The 19,153-nt window shown below is 38.2% G+C and carries 18 protein-coding genes and 1 pseudogene; 5 read left to right on the top strand and 14 right to left on the bottom strand.

Annotation, left to right across the window (positions count from 1 at the left end; genetic code table 11):
• Window positions 1-5: 5 nt before the first annotated feature.
• The 5 genes from CWC11_RS18905 to CWC11_RS18885 all read right to left on the bottom strand — a co-directional run bounded on the left by CWC11_RS18905 (window position 6) and on the right by CWC11_RS18885 (window position 4,449).
• The gene (locus tag CWC11_RS18905) at window positions 6-899 is read right to left on the bottom strand and encodes a carbon-nitrogen hydrolase (RefSeq protein WP_138683931.1); all 894 of its coding nucleotides are present in this window, start codon (window positions 897-899) and stop codon (window positions 6-8) included.
• Window positions 896-1,951 carry an agmatine deiminase family protein gene (locus tag CWC11_RS18900; RefSeq protein ID WP_138683930.1) on the bottom strand — a complete coding sequence of 352 codons (1,056 nt, stop codon included), beginning with the start codon at window positions 1,949-1,951 and terminating at the stop codon, window positions 896-898. Before CWC11_RS18900 ends, CWC11_RS18905 begins: the two co-directional genes overlap by 4 nt.
• A 57-nt stretch (window positions 1,952-2,008) precedes the next feature.
• Window positions 2,009-2,617 carry a PilZ domain-containing protein gene (locus CWC11_RS18895; RefSeq protein ID WP_138683929.1) on the bottom strand — a complete coding sequence of 203 codons (609 nt, stop codon included), beginning with the start codon at window positions 2,615-2,617 and terminating at the stop codon, window positions 2,009-2,011.
• Between the two features lie 414 nt (window positions 2,618-3,031).
• Window positions 3,032-3,799 carry a haloacid dehalogenase type II gene (locus CWC11_RS18890; protein WP_138683928.1) on the bottom strand — a complete coding sequence of 256 codons (768 nt, stop codon included), beginning with the start codon at window positions 3,797-3,799 and terminating at the stop codon, window positions 3,032-3,034.
• Entirely contained in the window at window positions 3,799-4,449 is a 651-nt protein-coding gene (locus CWC11_RS18885; RefSeq protein ID WP_138683927.1) for a peroxiredoxin-like family protein, read from the bottom strand. Before CWC11_RS18885 ends, CWC11_RS18890 begins: the two co-directional genes overlap by 1 nt.
• A gap of 122 nt (window positions 4,450-4,571) precedes the next feature.
• Between CWC11_RS18885 and CWC11_RS18880 the strand changes: the two genes are divergently transcribed.
• Window positions 4,572-5,459, top strand: coding sequence for a LysR family transcriptional regulator (locus CWC11_RS18880; protein WP_138683926.1), 888 nt, complete (start codon window positions 4,572-4,574; stop codon window positions 5,457-5,459).
• Here CWC11_RS18880 and CWC11_RS18875 read toward each other — a convergent pair.
• Window positions 5,439-5,954, bottom strand: coding sequence for a DUF2937 family protein (locus CWC11_RS18875; protein ID WP_138683925.1), 516 nt, complete (start codon window positions 5,952-5,954; stop codon window positions 5,439-5,441). The genes CWC11_RS18880 and CWC11_RS18875 overlap by 21 nt on opposite strands.
• A 108-nt stretch (window positions 5,955-6,062) precedes the next feature.
• On the opposite strand from CWC11_RS18875, the gene CWC11_RS18870 reads away from it, so the two are divergent.
• Genes CWC11_RS18870 through CWC11_RS18860 form a run of 3 tightly spaced genes read left to right on the top strand, consistent with a single transcriptional unit; the run spans window position 6,063 to window position 10,750 of the window.
• Window positions 6,063-6,629, top strand: a complete 567-nt coding sequence (locus CWC11_RS18870) for an RNA polymerase sigma factor (RefSeq protein ID WP_058549694.1) — start codon at window positions 6,063-6,065, stop codon at window positions 6,627-6,629.
• Window positions 6,626-7,705, top strand: coding sequence for a FecR family protein (locus CWC11_RS18865; RefSeq protein WP_138683924.1), 1,080 nt, complete (start codon window positions 6,626-6,628; stop codon window positions 7,703-7,705). The genes CWC11_RS18870 and CWC11_RS18865 overlap by 4 nt, the downstream gene beginning before the upstream one ends.
• Before the next feature lie 9 nt (window positions 7,706-7,714).
• Window positions 7,715-10,750 (top strand): TonB-dependent receptor plug domain-containing protein, encoded by a 3,036-nt coding sequence (locus CWC11_RS18860; protein WP_138683923.1) that lies wholly within the window; start codon window positions 7,715-7,717, stop codon window positions 10,748-10,750.
• 81 nt (window positions 10,751-10,831) lie between these two features.
• On the opposite strand, the gene CWC11_RS18855 is transcribed toward CWC11_RS18860, so the two are convergent.
• The 7 genes from CWC11_RS18855 to CWC11_RS18825 form a co-directional block, all read right to left on the bottom strand.
• Window positions 10,832-11,221, bottom strand: coding sequence for an ExbD/TolR family protein (locus CWC11_RS18855; RefSeq protein WP_138683922.1), 390 nt, complete (start codon window positions 11,219-11,221; stop codon window positions 10,832-10,834).
• A 294-nt stretch (window positions 11,222-11,515) separates the two neighbouring features.
• Complete coding sequence (locus CWC11_RS18850; protein WP_058549698.1) at window positions 11,516-11,959, bottom strand: ferritin-like domain-containing protein; 444 nt, start codon at window positions 11,957-11,959, stop codon at window positions 11,516-11,518.
• Window positions 11,960-12,137: 178 nt separating this feature from the next.
• Window positions 12,138-13,076: a LysR family transcriptional regulator gene (locus CWC11_RS18845; RefSeq protein ID WP_058549699.1), complete on the bottom strand. Its 939-nt coding sequence runs from the start codon at window positions 13,074-13,076 to the stop codon at window positions 12,138-12,140.
• A 19-nt stretch (window positions 13,077-13,095) separates the two neighbouring features.
• Entirely contained in the window at window positions 13,096-14,814 is a 1,719-nt protein-coding gene (gene aceK, locus CWC11_RS18840; protein WP_058549700.1) for a bifunctional isocitrate dehydrogenase kinase/phosphatase, read from the bottom strand.
• 213 nt (window positions 14,815-15,027) lie between these two features.
• Window positions 15,028-15,495 (bottom strand): DUF4124 domain-containing protein, encoded by a 468-nt coding sequence (locus CWC11_RS18835; RefSeq protein WP_171038459.1) that lies wholly within the window; start codon window positions 15,493-15,495, stop codon window positions 15,028-15,030.
• A 99-nt stretch (window positions 15,496-15,594) separates the two neighbouring features.
• Window positions 15,595-17,091, bottom strand: coding sequence for a DUF3413 domain-containing protein (locus CWC11_RS18830; RefSeq protein WP_138683920.1), 1,497 nt, complete (start codon window positions 17,089-17,091; stop codon window positions 15,595-15,597).
• Between the two features lie 5 nt (window positions 17,092-17,096).
• The gene (locus CWC11_RS18825) at window positions 17,097-17,309 is read right to left on the bottom strand and encodes a YejL family protein (RefSeq protein WP_002961475.1); all 213 of its coding nucleotides are present in this window, start codon (window positions 17,307-17,309) and stop codon (window positions 17,097-17,099) included.
• A gap of 62 nt (window positions 17,310-17,371) precedes the next feature.
• Here CWC11_RS18825 and yejK point away from each other — a divergent pair, with 62 nt between their 5' ends.
• Window positions 17,372-18,388 carry a nucleoid-associated protein YejK gene (gene yejK, locus CWC11_RS18820; protein WP_138683919.1) on the top strand — a complete coding sequence of 339 codons (1,017 nt, stop codon included), beginning with the start codon at window positions 17,372-17,374 and terminating at the stop codon, window positions 18,386-18,388.
• A gap of 446 nt (window positions 18,389-18,834) precedes the next feature.
• On the opposite strand, the pseudogene CWC11_RS18815 reads toward yejK, so the two are convergent.
• A pseudogene (locus CWC11_RS18815) lies at window positions 18,835-19,153 on the bottom strand (ribonuclease E); the annotation flags it as partial.

The following is a 19,153-nucleotide window of genomic DNA, read 5'->3' as shown; positions in this document are numbered from 1 at the left end:
ATTATTTAGTCTCGGTAAATTTTTGTTAGGTCTTGGTAATGATCAATTCTACGGTCGCGTAAATACGGCCATATACGTCTTACGTTTTCAGACGCTTTTTGATCAAGTTCTACCACTAAAATTTGCTCATCAGTGTTATTGGCCTCTGCCAATATCTCACCTTGTGGGCCTGCAATAAATGAGTTACCCCAAAATGCAATACCTTCGCTTTGCGCACTTGGATCGCTCTCATGGCCTACTCGGTTACAGCTAATAACAGGCACGCCATTGGCAACAGCGTGGGCACGCTGAACAATAACCCATGCATCTTTTTGACGGGTTTGTTCATCGTTATCATCACGTGGATCCCAGCCAATTGCAGTTGGGTAAATTAATATTTCAGCACCAGCCATTGCCATTAAGCGCGCTGCTTCTGGGAACCATTGATCCCAACAAACTAATACGCCTAATTTACCTACAGAGGTTTGAATAGGCTCAAAACCTAAATCACCTGGGGTAAAATAAAATTTCTCGTAAAAACCAGGGTCATCAGGAATATGCATTTTTCGGTATTTACCGGCAATGCTGCCGTCTTTTTCAAGGACTATAGCGGTATTGTGGTATAAGCCTGTCGCGCGTTTTTCAAATAAAGAGGCAACAATGACTATTCCAAGCTCTTTGGCAAGTTCGCCTAAGGTATTACTACTTGGGCCCGGAATTGTTTCAGCTAAATCAAATACGTCTACGTCTTCAGTTTGGCAAAAGTAAAGGCTGCGGTGCAGCTCCTGTAAAACAACTAGCTGTGCGCCTTGCTTGGCTGCATCGCGAATTCCGGCAATTGATTTTGCCATATTTTGCTCTGCGTTATTGCTATTAGATTGTTGTACTAAGGCTACATTTAATTTTGCAGGGCTTGTCATTGTGCTGCTCCAGCTAAAAATCCACGAGGTAGTTGCATGGTAATACAGTGCAAACTGCCAAATTGTTCAATAATAGGTTGGCAATTAATGCCGATAATTTCATGCGTTGGATACGCTTTTTGAATTTGCGAAAGGGCAAGTTCGTCATTTATATCGTTATAAGTAGGTACTAATACCGCGTTATTTATAATTAAATAGTTAGCGTAGGTTGCAGGCAAACGCGTATTCTCATTGTCGTATGCTGCTTTTGGCCAAGGCAATGCAATTAAAGTATATGGGGTGTTATTTGCTGTTTTAAAGCTCTTTAGCTGTTTTTCCATCGCGCTTAAGGCGCTAAAATGTTCATCATTTTCATCATCACACTTTACATATACCAGTGTATTATTAGGCGCAAAACGCACTAAGGTATCAATGTGGCTGTCGGTGTCGTCACCCGCTAAATAGCCATGCTCTAGCCATAAAAAATCGCTAGCGCCTAAATGGCTTTTTAAAAGGCTTTCTATTTCGTCAGCTGATAAATCAGGGTTACGGTTTTTATTGAGTAAACATTCGCTAGTTGTAAGTAAAACGCCGTGTTCGTTTATTTCAATACCACCGCCTTCAAGCACCATATCAATTGCTTGATACTGGTTATTTGTATCGCCAAGCGCTTTTACCAAGCTTTTGTTAATTTGATTATCAAGCGCGCTCTCAAATTTATTGCCCCAACCATTAAATGTAAAATCAACCACGTTTAGCTCAAGCGGATTGTTTATTGATGCACACGTTAATGGGCCATGATCGCGTGCCCATGTATCGTTTGTAGGGGTAACTACAAAATGAACTCGGCTTAAATCAATAGCGGCGTTTTTAAGTAGCGCTGTTATGCTAATTTTTAATGCTTCACTGTGAGCTACTATTACAAGCTGTTGCTTGTGTGTTATTTGCTTTGCAAGTTCAACATACACGGGTTCTACACGTGCTAAATTATCAGCCCAGTCGGTGTCTTTATGTGGCCAAGTTAGCATTACTGCATCTTGCTCAGCCCATTCTGGTAAAAGTCTAAAGTTCATGAAATTTTGATACAAATTAAGGTGCCGCTAGTTTAGCATTTTACGTAAATATGTCAGCTAATTATCACTGTTAGGTTCAGCATTAACTTGTTCAAGTTCTTGGCGTTTTTTTAGTTGGCGTGTTTGGGCGTGTAAGCTTGCTCTTACTACAAGCTCTTGGTCGGTAGTTCTGATTGATGTAAACAGCATAGTGTATTGATAATGTTCATTATCTTTTTTCTCAACAGCAACTACTTCGGTATAACAATACACTGCAGAAGCTTCGTGGTGCAAAAATAGCTTCGTTCTGAATGCTTGGCCAATTGAATAAATGTCTGGGGAGGTAAAGCGAATACCGCCACCGCCATAGCTGTCACATTGAATGGCGCTATCTTGTGCTTGCTCAGAGGCTAAAATATGGCTCATGATTAAATCAATTTTACGAGACTGCGCCTGTAAAAAGGCGGCTAGTTCTTGCGCAACATCACCTAAATTTCTAAGCGGGCGTAAAGAACTTTGCTCAAGCTCACTGACCTCATTAGCTAACCTAAATAGAGGAGGAATGTCGTCTTCAAGTTCAAGTTGCGATTTCGGAACTTGGTTATCAGATACCGCGAATAAATTCACTCTTATACTTTCATTTATTTGAAAGTACTCTTCAAATTCGCTTAATCTTTGGCTTTTCATAACTATCTCCACTACGCATTAGCTAACTCGAGTAAACCCATACAAAGCAGCTATTTACGGCGCTATCTACATAGAATTTACGGCTACTATTTACAGGTAAATTCGCTTTGTTTTTACTAAAACTCACTGAATCGAGAAAGTGTATTTAAATATCATTATAGTTCAATATGTTAGTAACTTTTCAACCAAAGTTTAGTTTAGCTAAATAGTAGCGTTGTAAAGGGGAAATTACTAGGGTCTATTAATCTGTCGGCCTTAAACCCATATAAAATAAGTAAAAACTGAGTAAAGCATTAGCGCTCTGCTCTTGGGCGTTATCCATATTCACGTAAGCATTTATCAAACATAAAAAAGCGGCCAATGTCATCCTAACATCGGCCGCTCGGGTATTGATTAATTAGCGTATAAACGTGCTTACTTAAGTAGAGCGACTAATTCATGTAAATCTTTCACAACGTGATCAGGTTTTTTTGCAAGTGGGTAAAGCGCTTTACCTGGGCGTGCAATAAACGTGGTTTGTAATCCGGCTTCTTTAGCGCCTGCTACATCCCAACCATGTGCCGCTACCATCATTGCTTCATTTGGCGCTACATTTAACTTTTTAAGTACCCACTGGTAAGCACGTAAATCTGGTTTGTATATTTTAATATCTTCAATGCTGTAACGCGCATCAAAGTAAGACATTAAACCAGCGCTTTCAAACTGTGCCTTAACACCTTTGTTTGAAGAATTAGTAAGGCTTACTAACTTATAGCCTTGTGCTTTAAGTTTTGCCAGACCTTCTTTAACATCATTATGTGGTGGGAGTGTTAAAAGCGGGGTAACAATGGCTGTTTTTGCTTGTTCACTTGTTATGTCTATATTGTTATTTTGTGCCACCATCATTAGCGATGCCACACCAATTTGACCAAAATCGTGGTAACTACCGCTTACTGTATCTACTAAAGAGTGGTGCAACATAGTAGAAAACCAAAGAGGCAATAAATCTTCTCGACCACCTAGAGCTTTACCAATTGAGGTACGCATTGATGTTAAATCAAGGAGTGTTTCGTTAACATCGAAAATAAGTACTTTAGGTTTTTCTTGAGTTTGCATACCATCAGCTACCGCATAGCCAGAAAGCAAGCTTGAGCCTACAAGTAGTGAAAGAGTAAGGTTTTTTAACGATTTTAAAATAGGCATTAATTTTGCTCCGATTCAAGTGCTGCCATAATATCAATAGGCTCTGCACGCAGGGTGTAGTCTTCGTTTAAGAATGCGTAAGTAATAACGCCTTCTTGGTTAATTACGTATGTGGCGGGGAGTGGTAATTTAAAGCTTTTATCACCGTAGTAGTGCTCAAAATCAATTCCAAACTGTGTATAAAGTGCTTGAATACGCTCATCGAGTGTAAACAATAAGCCAAACCGCTCTGCTACTTTATTACTCACATCTGAAAGTACATCAAACTCAAGCTCGTTTTTTTGTGTAGTTGAGAGTGTTTCATCGGGTAACTGTGGTGAAATAGCAATTAACTGGGCACTTTGCGTTTTAAATTGCGCTAAGTAATCGTTCAGTGCTTTTAACTCTAAATTACAATAAGGACACCAACCACCACGGTAAAAGCTGATAATTACTGGGCCTTTATTTAATAAATCATTAAGCTCGATACTTTCACCGTTATGATTTGCCAAGGTAAAGTTATCTACCTTTGCACCAACTTGTAAGGCATTATCTTTAATGTGCTGAGCTATAAGCTCTTCATTTGTTGTGTCCATTAATGCGAGTACATCAGCGGGTAATTTAGCTTCTTTTTGCACATTGTATGCATCTATTTGCGCTTTTAAACTCATTATTAAATCTCAAATTTAAATGTAGTGTGATTATGTGTGTTCTAGTTATTTAAATAAACATTGCAAAACTGAAAGCTTCATTCGAAAATATTAAACATTGAAAAATATCACCAAGCTAGCTTATGTATAATTTAAGTGATTTAGAAACCTTTATTGCCGTGGTCGAAAATAAGGGGGTATTGGCTGCAGCTCGAGAGCAGCGACTATCACCCGCAACTGTAAGTCACAGGCTTAGTAAACTAGAACGAGAACTGGCCACTGTTTTAGTTTTTAGAGATAGCAGAAGAGTAAGGTTATCGCCTGCTGGTGAATTATTTTACAGCCGTGTAGGTGCCATAATTGAAGCATTACACGACGCCGAACATAGTATAGGTGCACGTAGCTCATCGGTAAGTGGATTGTTGCGCGTTACTATGCCACCGTGGATTTTTTCAAAGTATGTAATGCCAAAACTCACAGAGTTTGAGAGTAAGTACCCACAGCTTAAGCTCGATTTTTTAATAACTGATCATTTTGTGAATGTAGTGGATGACGCACAAGATGTAGCGATACGAGTAGGTACATTAACAGACTCAGGGCTGCTTTCTCGCAAGATAGTTAATAACAGCCGTTTACTTTGTGCTGCACCTAGTTATATAAAAAAGCATGGTATGCCTACAACACTAGCTCAATTAGAAGAGCATTATTGGGTATGCTTACCTTGGCAAAGGCAACTTAAGTTATTTAATGAGCACGGTGGTATAAATACATTTAATGCAAAAACGCGTTTTACTATTTCTAACTCAGATAACATGACACAAGCTGCTATTGCAGGGCACGGTATTGCTATTAAATCTAAAATAGCGATAAGCGAAGAGCTAAAAAGCGGTGCGCTTGTTGAAGTTATGCCGCATGTTATGGCGCAAAGTGACGCTCCGGTGTGGTTTTTACGCCCGCAAAACAGTTTAACAACGCGTAAAACAGATGTGTTTTATGAATTTATGAAATCACTATTTTTGAGCTGCGAATAATCTACTGTAGCCGCGTTTTAACCCTGATATAAATAAAAAACCAAGTAGTTCAGCAAGCACTGCAATTATAATAGCGCTAATAATTGCTGCTATTATAGAGTCTTTTTTTAGCACTATTTGGCCTTCAAAGCGCTGCCATACCTGTTGCTTAATATCGTTTAGGTTGCTCGTTAGAGTAAAAACATAAGGCGATTGCTTAAATTGCTCAACCGCTAACTGGAGCGATTGCTGACGCATATTAAGGGTATTAATATGTTCAGCGCCTTTGCCTACAATTTTATCGCCTAAATTTTTATAGTGTTTTATTAGTTTATTTAAATCGTTATTAAAGTATATGGCTGCGTCATTTTTAAAAGGTGAAATTGCGTTACTTGCTTCAATTAATTGTGCATTGAGCGCTTGACCAAAATCGCTTACAAAGGCCGGAATTTGTACCCCTAGCAGCAATCCACAAGCAAAAAAACTAAGTCGAATATAATCTAAAAATTTACTCATTTATCTTCTTATCCATTTAAATAACCCTAAATTAACATTTGAGCTTGTTTTTATGCCAAAAACTCGTAACCTATCGGTAATAAAAATAACAACAGGTGTATGTTAGGGATGACGAAAAAGGTAAAAATCACGTCAACATTTGTTGATATTTCGAAGCAACTAAAGCGCTTTGTATCGCGTATAGTTCAGCCCGACGATGTAGAAGACATTGTGCAAGAAACGTTTATAAAAAGCTATGAAGCTGATTTAAAACAAGACATTCAGTTTACCCGCAGTTATATGCTCAAAACAGCAAAGCACTTAGCACTTAATCATATTGCTAAATGGGATAACAAATTTAATGATTCGTTAGAGCACGATAACGAATTACCCGTATTACTCAAATCAATGCAGCTTGAAGATGAATACACATCTAAAGAGCGCTTTTTACTTTTTTGTAGAGCTACCGAGCAACTAAGCTCGTCTATTCGTAAATGCTTTATATTAAAAAAAGTATACGGTATGAGCCAAAAAGAGATAGCAGAACAAATGCAGTTAAGTCAAAGCACTGTTGAAAAACACATTGCAAAAGGGTTATTACAAACCATGCTTTATATGCGTGAGTATGAACAAGGCAATGAAGTACACCCAAAAGCACAGGCTCACCCTATTTCAGTAGGGAGGGTTGCAGAATGAGTAACGTTCATCAATTTAATTCAAAAGATCTCATTTTAGAGAAATCATGTGACTGGATAAGCGCCATCGATCGGGGTTTGACCGATGATGAAAAAGAGCAATTTAAATTATGGATGATGCAAAGTACGGCTCATCAAGACGCTATTTATGAACTAGCCCAATTATGGGATGAGTTATCTGTATTAAATGAGTTAAGTAATTTATTTCCACAGCACAGTAGCGCAAAAGAATCTAAAAAGAAGTGGATGTTTTCTTATTCAATTGCAGCGAGTTTATTTGCTGCGTTAATGGTATGCAGCTACTTATTAATTAATTTAGAAAACGGCTATAACCAAGAGCTTGCGAAAGTTAATTACACTAAAATTTACAAAACAAAAGTAGGTGAACAGTCAACTTACGTTCTGCCAGATGGCACTATTGTGCAGCTTAATACTAATAGTTTATTAGAGGTTGCATACAGTAAAGGGCGCAGGCAATTGTTACTCAGCCGTGGAGAAGGGCGTTTTAATGTAGCAAAAGACGCAACGCGCCCATTTAGTGTTATGGCAGGTGATAAAAGTTTTACAGCGCTTGGCACGGTATTTAATGTGCAGCGCAATACGTCGTCAGACTTAGAGCTTGTAGTGACCGAAGGTAAAGTGATGATCACTGACCCGAGCGTAGCGGTTGATGCTAACGACTTTAAAGATTATCAGCTTGCAGATAATAGCACGCAAAAAATTCGTCAAATTAACGCTAATATTGTTATCTCTGGCGAAAAAGCAATTATAGAGCAAAGTGTTACTAAACCTATCACTCAGCTTTCAATGGGCGATGTACAACGTGATTTAGCTTGGCAAAACGGCATGCTTATTTTTAATGGTGAACAGCTAAGTGACGCACTAAATGAAGTAAGTAGATACACATCGACTCGTTTTGAATTGTCGTCCGATGCACTGGCAAGCATAAAAGTAGCTGGCGTGTTTAAAGCCGGTGATGTGGAAGGTTTATTAGAAAGTTTACACACTAATTTTTCGATTGAACATGAGCGTTTAGGTGAGCATGTAGTAACGCTAAAACACCACACAGAATCATAAGTAGACGTTATGTACATTAAATTAATGTTAGCTAAAGTTGCATCTATAAATACGGCAAGTAAAAAAAAGATTAAAAAAAAGAAGCAAAGTAATAGAGGATTTTTGTTTGTCAGCTGTTTATATAAATTGCGCAGTAACCAAACGCATCTATTGAGTGGTTTTAGTGTACTTGCACCGGCTATTTTTAGCTTAAGTGTACAAGCTGCAACTCAAACTACTGGGCAAATGGTGCAATTTGATATAAAAGCGCAGCGAGCAGATAAAGCCTTAATTGAATACGCAAAACAAACAGAGCAAACCGTGGTTTTCTCTTTTGAGTTGGCGAAGCAATATAATGCAAATTCGGTTTATGGATTTTACACTCAGCTAGATGCACTCGAAGCATTACTAGGTGGGACAGAGCTCGATGCGGTTGTTGATCAAAATGGTTTACTGAGTATAAAACTCAAACAAATCAACAGGAATGATAACAACATGATGAAGCTTTCAGCGGTCAGTGCAGCAGTATTACCAGCTTTACTTGCAGCAAACTCGCAAGGTGTAAATGCAGCAGAAGAAGTTGCTCAAGAAAAAATCGAAAAAATTGCTATTGTTGGTAGCCGCGTAGCGGGCCGTTCAGTAGAGGATTTACCTGTTCCAGTAGATATTTTAAGTGCCGAAGCACTTGAAAATACAGGTCAAACAGAAGTTGGCCGTATGCTGCAATCTATTGCACCTTCATTTAACTTTTCAAGTTCGTCAATTAGTGACGGTACCGATGCATTAAGACCTGCAACATTACGTGGTTTAGGTCCTGATCAAACTCTCGTATTGATCAACGGTAAACGTCGCCATCAAGCAAGTATCATTCATATTAATACATCGGTAGGGCGTGGTACTGCGGGTACTGATATGAACGCTATTCCAGCATCGGCTATTAAACGTATTGAAGTACTTCGTGATGGCGCTGCAGCACAATATGGCTCTGATGCTATTGCGGGTGTTATTAATATTGTACTTAAAGATGCGAGCGAAGGCGGTAAAGCAGCGATTAATTACGGTGAGTATTCAGAGGGTGATGGCGAAACAATTAATATTGATTTCAACAAAGGCTTTGCATTAGGCGATGATGGTTATTTAAACACAACAATTAATTATCGCGACCGTTCGCCAACAAACCGTGCAGGTTTGCATGGCTCATGTCAGTTTTACGGATGTACTGAGTTAAGTGATGGCACTTTACTTGCCGATGATCCGCGCGAACTAACGGTTGATAGAGACACGTTTAGAATTGGTGATGCCGACTCTCAGCAATTTGGCTTAACCGTTAATACGGGTTATGAATTAGGTGATGGCGAGCTTTATGGCTTTATCACATACTCAACTCGTGATAACGAATCAGCTGCATTTTTCCGTCATAATGCAAATGCTGGCGGTAACCCAGTATTGCAAGACGGTGATGCAACTATTCCGCTAGGCTTTTTACCTAAAATTAATACAACGATTGATGATGTGTCATACAACTTTGGTTACAAAACCGAATTTGATAACGATGCTAGTTTAGATTTATCGTACACATACGGTGAAAATAGCATTGATTACACAACAAGCGACACAATTAACGCCTCTTACGCTAACTTTTTACGTTATGACCAAGGCTTAAGCGCTGCAGATATCCGTACCACTATTCCTCGCGAAGCGTACGCTTATGGCATGGAATTATCACTGCAAACAATCAATATTGATTTCACTCAAAACTTTGATGATTACTCACTCGCTATGGGTGCTGAAATTCGTACTGATGAGTATCGAATTTTAGAAGGCAGTGAATATGCGTATCGCGATTACGACACCAGTAATGGTGTAAGTATTTACAGCGGCTTAAGTGGTGGTGTGGGCTCTGAAGATGCATCTGGCGGTACCCAAGGGTTTGGTGGTTCTTCTCCTGCATCGTCAGTTGATGAGTCGCGTGATGTGATTTCGTTTTACCTAGATGCAGAAACTTACATAATCGAAGATGTTATTTTATCGGGTGCACTTCGCTACGATAACTACAAAGGCTTTGGTGACACTGTAAACTTTAAACTTGCAGGTAATTGGGCTGTTACTGACGATATTTCATTACGTGGTGCATTAAGCTCTGGTTTTAGAGCGCCTTCAATGCAGCAATTATACTTTAATAATATCAGTACACAGTTTGTAGTTGCAGAAGATGGTTCTTTAGTTGCTGAGGAAGTAGGTACATTTAGAAATGACTCTACACTTGCACAAAGTTTAGGTATTCCAAAACTAAAAGAAGAAAAATCGCAAAACCGCAGTTTAGGTATTGTTTATAACGTAACTAATAATATTAATGTGACTGTAGATTACTACTCAATTGATATTGATGACCGTATTGTAATTAGTAACCGTTTAGGCAAAGGGCTTTCTTCAAGCTTAGATGCTGCACTACTTAGCTCTGGTGCGGGTGCGGGCCAATTTTTCTTAAATGGGGCGGATACAGAAACATCAGGTATCGATTTTGTTGCAACATGGAACACCGAAGGTTTTGGTGGCACGCTTGATTTTACGCTAGCTGCTAACTTTACTGAAACTGATGTTGTATCGTTATTTACGCCATCAGGCTCAGGCCTTGAAACAGTGCCAGTAGAAGACGTATTCTCTGATCAAGAAATCTCGATTATTGAAGAGTGGCAACCAGAAGATCGCATTAATTTAAGTGCGCTTTATCAACGTGATGATTGGACAGTAAACTTATCACTCAATCGCTTTGGTGAGTACACAGTAGAAGACGGTGGTCGCCAAACTTATAGCGCAGAAATATTAACTGATGTTAAAGTTAATTACTTTGTTACTGAAGATTTATCGGTAAATATAGGTGCAAACAACTTGTTTGACGTATACCCAGATAAAAACGAAATTGGTAACTCTCGCTCAGGCACTATTGTAGATTCAAACGGCAATACAATAGTGAGCAGCTCAGGTGTATTTGAATACTCACGTCGCTCAGCGCCATTTGGTTTTAACGGTGCGTACTATTATGTAGGCGCAGAATACCGCTTTTAATTAATAACACTCCCTTTCGTTATTTAACTCAAAGGGCCGTAAGGCCCTTTTTTAGGTTTACCATCAATGTATATAACTACGTTATTTAGATACTAAGCTAATAGTGTAATCTTCATACTCTTTAATATTATCCATTACTCTCATTAATGTATTATGTTTACTGTTTTCGTGAGCCTTAATAAGTACAGCACTTACTTTGTATTTAGCCGCAAACATCGCAAGATTATTGGACACTTGTTCTAAGTTTATTAATCTGCCAGAAAAATACACCGCATTATGTTCATCAATACTAAAAGTGGCACTTTTAGTTTGTTTATTGATGGTGGGTTTATCAAGTGGTCGTTGTATTTCAATAGCTATAGGTTTAACAAATGAAGTAGTTACAATAAAAAATATCAATAAAATGAATACGATATCTAACATTGGTGTCATATCTACATCAGCATTATTTTGAGCTGGTTTATTTTTCATATTGGACCTTAACGTTAATTAAATGCTGCGGCGCCACAACAAGGAATTAGGTACCTATTACTAAAGCTAGCACAGTAAAAGTAGTGTGTGGTTAAATTAATATTCTATTAAAGTTAATAATTTGTATTGGTAATATGTGTTTATTAGGGGGGAGTGGACTAATAGTTGCTTCTACATGATCAGAATGAGTAGAAACCAAGCAAGGGTTCGTGTTCTGCTCACGCCATTACTTATATCTGTATCGGCAATAAAAAACCCAGCTAAAAAGCTGGGTTGTAGTTTAAGCTATTACTTTTAGTGCTTTTGCATGCGGCTCATTTCAGCATGACAGCTTTGCATAGTTAGTAATGTTTTAGCGAGAGCTGCTTCACAGTCAGCAGGTTGTGGCTTATCCATTGCGGCTTTAATTTCTTCAAGGGTTTTATCCTCAACTTCCTCAAGCTCTTTTACGTATGTGCTATCGTTATTTGAGCTAAATGTAGTAAGCAGCGCTGTGTAAGCACGTCTCGCTTCAACAGCAAAAGATGAGCCGTCTTCTCGTTCACCTTTTTCGTTAATAGCATAAGGTTGTAAACGCTCTACACTCACTTTTCGGGCATCTATCATACGTTGAAAAAGTGCACCAATTGCAGGGTCTTCAACTTTCTCTTGTGCTTTTTGATAAAAATCGATGCCGCTGTTCATAACTTGAATGATGTCAGTAATATGATTTACTTCTGTTCCTTGATGGGTGTTCATAATGACCTCTTTTATTAAATGAATGTATAGTTCGATTTAATAAAAGCAAAGCACGTTCCAATGTTTTTATTTCAACTTAACTTATTGATAGTTAATGAGTTAAATGAGTTTTTAAGTTTGCTAGGTTTATGCGGGTATATAAAACCTAGCAATTTTTACATCATATTGTGTAATAAGGTTATTTAAGTTCTTCAGCTACTTCGGCTACTTTTTGGCGTAGCCAAATATGGCTTGCGTCACGATGTAAAAGTGGGCTCCAGATCATATCCAGCTCAAACGGTGGAATAGGGAACGGCGGCTCTAATATTTTAAGGCCCGGATCATCTAAATAAATATTGGCAGCTTTTGAAGGTAAGGTTGCAATTAAGTTTTTCTCTTTCGCTAAGTGAATAGCTACATGGTAATTACGTGTAAAGGTAGCAATGTTGCGATGTTTTCCAAAGTGAGCCAGTGCTTCATCAACCCAGCCAAGTTTTTGCACATCTTTAGGGTCCATACCTACACCTACGCCAAAACCTGTTTTACTTACCCATATATGGCGAGCTTTTAAATAGCTGTCGAGACTAAAGTGTTCAATAATTGGATTATCTGCTTTTACCAGGCAACAAAAGCTGTCTTTCCATATACGTTTATGGTGAAAAGATTGAGGTAAATTTTCAAAGCGGTTAATAGCCATATCCACTTTACCGTTTTCAACATCATGAAATGTTACATCACTGGGTGTAAGTATATCTAAAGTTGTATCGGGTGCTTCTTCATGTAATTTACTTAACAGTTTAGGGGCTAGGGTGCTTGCTGCATAGTCGCTGGCCATTATTCTAAATACACGCTTACTTTGAATTGCTTCAAACTCGCGATTAGGCGCGAGGGTTTCTTCAAGGGTCATTAATATGCCACGAATAACCGGTTGAAGCTCAATAGCGCGTTCAGTGGGTACCATACCATCGCTGGTGCGTACTAAAATGGGGTCGTTAAATAAGTTACGCAGACGTTTAAGCCCATTACTCATTGCAGGTTGCGTTATGCTTAGCTGATTTGCAGCACGTGTTACGTTGCATTCTCGTAGTAATGTGTCGAGGTAAACCAGTAAATTTAAATCTATTTTACTTATATTCATTGTGTGTGTCCTTTAGCGCTTACCAGTGGTGAATAAAGCGCTGTGCTGTCGGGTAGGGGTAAATATGACTTACCTGCCCATTTTTGATATTTTGTTGTGCTTGCTTCCAATAACTAACATCTATTAGTTCTGGGTGAGTGCTGAGTAAAAACTTTTTATACATAGGGTTTGGCATTACAAATGTACAAAGTTGCTCAGGAAATACATCTTGCGGAGCAACAGAATAGCTTTGCTCATCGGTTAAGTAATCGTCGTAGCTCTTGGCCTTCGGTAGGGCTCTAAAGTTCATATCTGTTAGGTACTGAACTTCGTCGTAATCATAAAATATAATGCGTTTGTGCTTACTAACGCCAAAGTTTTTTAAAAGCATATCACCGGGAAAAATATTTACGGCAATCATTTCTTTTAACGCTTGGCCGTATTCTTCTATTGCATCGGCCGCACTTTCTTCGCTGGCACTTTCTAAAAACAAATTAAGGGGTGTCATGCGTCTTTCTATATAAAGATGCTTGATGATCAACCAATCGCCTTCGATGACCATAGATGAGCCTATTGTTTTGTGTAACTGCGCCAGTAAATTACTATCAAAACGTGCTAAAGGAAATACGACGTTAGAATACTCTATTGTGTCGGCCATTCTGCCCACACGGTCATGACTCTTTACGAGCTGATAACGCTTTAGAACAGTATCACGACCAAAAGGTTTGCTCTCGCCAAATTTATCTTTTATTACTTTAAATACATAACCAAAGGAGGGGAGGGTAAATACCATCATCACCATGCCGGGTGTACCGGGCGCAATAGTAAACTCGTCATTTGAGTGTGACAAGTGACTTAAAAATTCGCGATAAAACTCAGTTTTTCCTTGTTTATGAAAGCCTATTGCGTTGTAAAGCTCGGCTAATGTTTTATTAGGCATAAGCTGATTTAAAAATCGCACCAATGCAGAAGGCGCATGTGTTTCTACCATAAAATAAGCACGGGCAAAGCCAAAAATAACTCGCATTTGAGATGATTTAGTTAAAAGTGCATCTAAATAAAGACCGTTATCTTCATCATGTAATACGGCAATAATAAAAGGCTGAACACCACTTTGTGACACCACACGGCCAACTATATAAGCGGCTTTATTACGATAAAAAGGCGTGTGTAATATATCAAAACGCATTTGCCAAGGTTGGTGGTGAGTATCGGGTGCTTGTTTATAAAATGCTTTTACGAGCAGACGTATATCACGCTCTAAATTTACAAATGGAGCTTTAAAATCAAAGTGATTAATAATGTGTTTTATTGTTGGTTTTAAACCGTCAACAACTGGGAAGTAAGTCCTATATTCGGCTTCAACAGGCACTGATGGCGCATCCTTTAATGAGGCCTCAACAAAAATAAAGTCATTATGAAAGTAGCGCCTATGGTACAGCCTGCAAAATACAGAGTTATAAAATGTTTCGGCTAATTCTGCCTGAGGATGAAAACATAAAAATTGCTGATATGTTTTTTTTACTTCTAGCCAAAGTGTTTCATCGAGTTGCTCGGTTGGATTTTGTTGTTTTAATGTGTGTGTGGTTTCGTTAACACGATCATCATAATAGCTTATACGTAAACGGCCGATATCGTTAATTGCTTGCCAATCTTGTTGAGCAAAAGCCATCGGTGCTTTAGCTGTTATTTTTTGAAATAGCTGATAGTGCTTTTTAAAGCCCGTTAAAATCAGTTCAGCAATATCTCGTGGTTGCATAACAACTCCTTAATACATCGTAGAGCTTATACTCTATTGTGTTAAGGGTATGTTATTTTAAGTTTAAAACCAAGATAAATTATACCTAAGCGGCATTCTGGTAAAATGGTTTTTAATAAATTAAACACTAGGACGTGTTGAACTTTGTATTCTTTAGTCAGCATTGAAAATAGCTGCTTGAGATAGAAAATGACCCAAAACGGTTTACGCGCTTTATTGGTATTGAGCTATCTTTTTTTCGAGCTTTTTTATATGTTTTGTAATCGTTGCAACGTCTTTTTTATAGCTTTGATTGATCACTTTTAGCTTTTTGGTTATATCTTTAGTAATTCGCTTTTTATCGTCATCAGCTAAAATATGGTTAAGTCGTTCTTGTTGTTTATACTCAGCACGCTGCTTTTCTCTATCAAGTATTGCTAATTTATGGTTATTACTTCTTACCTCGGCTTCTAAACCTGTTAGGAGCCTCTCGCGTTCTAGCTCATTTAATTGCTTGGTATAATTGACCTTGGGTCCAGAGTATTGATTACCGGTAGTACTTACTTTGTAGGTAGTGGCTTTATCGTCGCAGGGGAATTGAGAAAACGTAGTTCCATTTTCAGTTACGCATTTATAGTAGGTTGTATCGCCTAGGGTGCAAAAGCTAGTAAATAATAAAGAGCAATATATTAATCGAAGCATTGCGATAATCCCTGATAGTTTTATACGTTAATTAAATAATATAAAACTATAACCTAGCTTACTGTTATAGCAAGCTAGGTAAGAGCAGTCGCACTAAAGTTATTGAGTAAAGGTTTTAAGCTTTTTAATGCTTTGCACTAAAAATGGGATATCTAGCCCTTGCTCAATAGAAAAGCCTTCAGCAGCGGATATATTTTTAAAGTTACCGTCTGAATCTATTAAAGTAATTCTATCTTTTTTATACGCGATAACTACACCTTGTGAGTAATTTACGCCCATATCGTCTTTTTTCTTATATAGGTTTACGCCAAGCATTGTTTGTTTAGCGATTGCTTTGCAATTTAAATATTGACCAACACTTGTCGCAATTAAATCACTGGGTTGAATAAGCCCATCAACCTTTGAAATACGTTTGTCAGAGCTGTATAACGCAGAGGTTGTAACTACCTCTGCTTTTTCATTAGCAAGACTAAATGCAAAAACATGGGTGTTGGCATCTTTTTTAGTACTAACATCGCTACTTTTTATAATTCGTATAGCGCTTGTGCTGTGAGCTTGGTCATTAATAAAATTGAGTTCTTTAACGCCCTCAACTTGTACACTGCGGCGCTGGCTTTGCCATGCAGGTAATGTTTGTTCGCTTAGTATTGCCGCTTTATAAAAAGCGGGTAAACCATACACTAAGCTAAATAAAGTGTCGTCGTGATTAGTTGGTTGTAAAAACTGCTCTGTTTTATGCAAGTTGTTATTGTTAGCAACAAATGCAGCTAATTCTTTTTTAGTGTCAAATACAAAAATATCAACATTGGCTTGCGTAAAGTCTTCGCATTTTTCCAGCGGGGCTGGCATTTGATAGCTAATATTTTGATTATTTATTTTAACATTATGTGCTTGTTTATAGCTTTCTATATCGAGTAAGTCGTTTTTAGCGAGTAAACTTTTAGCTGTGGTTGGATAAGAAAGAGGCAACACATTGTCTTGTTTTGTTACGTCAAATTTTAAATTTGCATCAGCCCAAATATGAATACTATGACTAAGTGCAAAACAAACGATTAAAGACGATATGGCATAACGCGCAAATTTATATTGTTTTAAACGTGCTAGGTGGTGCCACGTATAATTACTTACTACAAGTTGAAAACCTAAAATAAGTAGTACAATGCCACCGGCTAAAATGGTAGTTAAAGCTGGAGAGCTAGTTAAGCGGTGCCATAGTAAAGAAATAATTTCGGGTAAAGCAGAACCACTTAAATGATAGCCCAAATTAACATAAACATAGGCATCTAAAGTAAGTAACGATGCGCCAACAGTTGCTATAACTGCTGCCATACCGCGTATATGTTTAGGGTAGGGGAATATTAAACTAAGCGGAAATACCGTCAGCACAAACGCTAAAAAGGCGATAAAGCTAGTATGGCTTAGCCATGTCACTAGCATATAAGTAATGCCTATAAAGCTTGATGGTGGCGAGTCTGCAAATAAGTAGCTTAAGCTAATAAGTAGCGCTAAGCCGATGTTGGCAAAGGTAAACCAATGCCCCCAACTTAATAACTGACTTGCTTTTGATGAAAACTGATTGTGCTGCGATAAATTCATAGATTTTATTTAACCGACTGCGCGAGTGCTTTTGCAAAGTTCTCGGTAACGGCTTGTCTTTTCCCTGTTGGTACATGCTCTTTTAAGATATGCGTGATAGAATTTCCTAAACACATAAGACTTAAATCAACCGGCGCATTGTGTTTAGTTAGCACATCAATGAGCTGATCGACGATTTGTTCTACTTCTTCATTAGAGTATTTTGATAAGATTGGCATCAGTTGGTTCAATAAAAGAGTTATATTCTCGTATTTTAACACCAGAGGCGTGAAAAACAAAGATGACAACAGACGTTAAAAAACTAGTCGTTCATTATGTAGACAAAAAAGACGACGATACGCAAATTCACCTTAGAAATGATGAGATGGTTGTTAACGATAAAGTAGCCGTTTTTATCGAACAATTACATCATGCGTACAATGGTAAACCTGGTAAAGGTTACTGCGCCTTTAGTGGCGATAAAAACAGTGTTGTAGCATCTGCAATGCAAAGCTACCGCAATGATGAGCTAGGTTTTTGGCACATGACGGAGCAAGCTTCTACTGTTCTAAAAGAAGAGTTAGATAAGTATGCGTTTAGTGAAACAGGTTACTTAGTATTTTGTCATTACCAATATGTAGCCACCGATTACATGCTTATTGCGATGATCAACATCAAAGAGCATTACTCAATGACCTCTGAGCTTGATTTAGCCGCATCTCGCCATTTAGATATATCGCGTATGCAATTAGCTGCGCGAATTGATTTAACAGCCTGGGATACCCAAGCAGAAGATAATCGCTATATTTCCTTTATCAAAGGCCGTGCTGGGCGCAAAGTTGCAGATTTCTTTTTAGACTTTTTGGGTTGTGAAGAAGGTATTGATCCTAAGCAGCAAAGCCAAGTTATGTTGAGCGCTGTTGAAGATTATTTATCTGAGCAACAATTCGAGAAATCAGAAAAAGATGATTTACGTAAACAAGTATTTGATTACTGTAATGACTGTGTAACTACTGGTGAAGATGCAAACGTGAGCGAGCTTTCGGCTACACTTACGAAAGGCGATGACAGTCCATTTGATAGTTTTTGCAAAGAGCAAAGCTATGATTTAGAAGAGTCATTTCCTGTCGATAAAAAAACAGTTACCAGTATGGTTAAGTTTTCAGGCTTAGGCGGCGGTGTAAGCGTAAGCTTTGAGCGTAAACATTTAGGTGAGCGCGTAACTTATAACGAAGCAACAGATACACTGGTTATAAAAGGCATTCCGCCGAACTTAAAAGATCAGTTACAACGCTTTATGGAAAATGAAAGCGAGTAAACTTATTTTATCTAGTTAAAAGCCAATTTAAGGGCGCGATATTTAAATCGCGCTTTTTTATTGGCTGCATAAATTAGTTTTATTCTCGTTCTAAAAGCGTTCCGCCAATAAGTTGTACGTCTTGAGGTTAATTGTACTGGATATTTAATTTTGGTTGAAGGCGTGAAGCCTGCTTACGCGAGAAGCAACGCTTCTGTTATTTAATTTAAAACCACTTAAAAATCTTATTTCACAAAGAGAAGTAAATGAGAAAACATAAGCCATGATTTTAAGCGGAGCTTTTCAAGGTAATTAGATTTAGTTTTATTATTCCCTCTAAAAGCACAGCGACTCTTAACCTCTTTGTGAATAGATCGCTAATAACCGGCGTGAACTAAATTCAAAGCCTGTAAACAAAAAGCCCCGCTATTTGTAAATAGCGGGGCTTTTTTAATGAGTATTAGTTATTAATCAGCACTCATTGTTTTAGTCATTGCAGAACTCGCACGACCTGCAGGTTTAACTGACCCTGCACGTAAGCCACTGTCTGGCACTAGGTCACGTTTATCGTGAGCCATTGCAACAGATGTGTGTTTAACTTCGCTATCAGCAACCGGAGTAGGTTGAGCCATCGGTGCACTTGCAGCACCTTTAACTATTACTGTTTTAGCGTTAGCCACGGTTTCAACTTTAGCTGGTTGCTCAGTTGCTACTGGTTCTTCAACTTTAGCTGGTTGCTCATTTGCTACTGGTTCTTCAACTTTAGCTGGTTGCTCATTTGGAACT

This window comes from Pseudoalteromonas sp. S3178, assembly GCF_005886985.1.
In the GTDB taxonomy this organism is placed as follows: domain Bacteria; phylum Pseudomonadota; class Gammaproteobacteria; order Enterobacterales; family Alteromonadaceae; genus Pseudoalteromonas; species Pseudoalteromonas carrageenovora.
The sequence above is the reverse complement of the archived record's forward strand: the minus strand, read 5'-3'. Positions and strand labels throughout refer to the sequence as shown.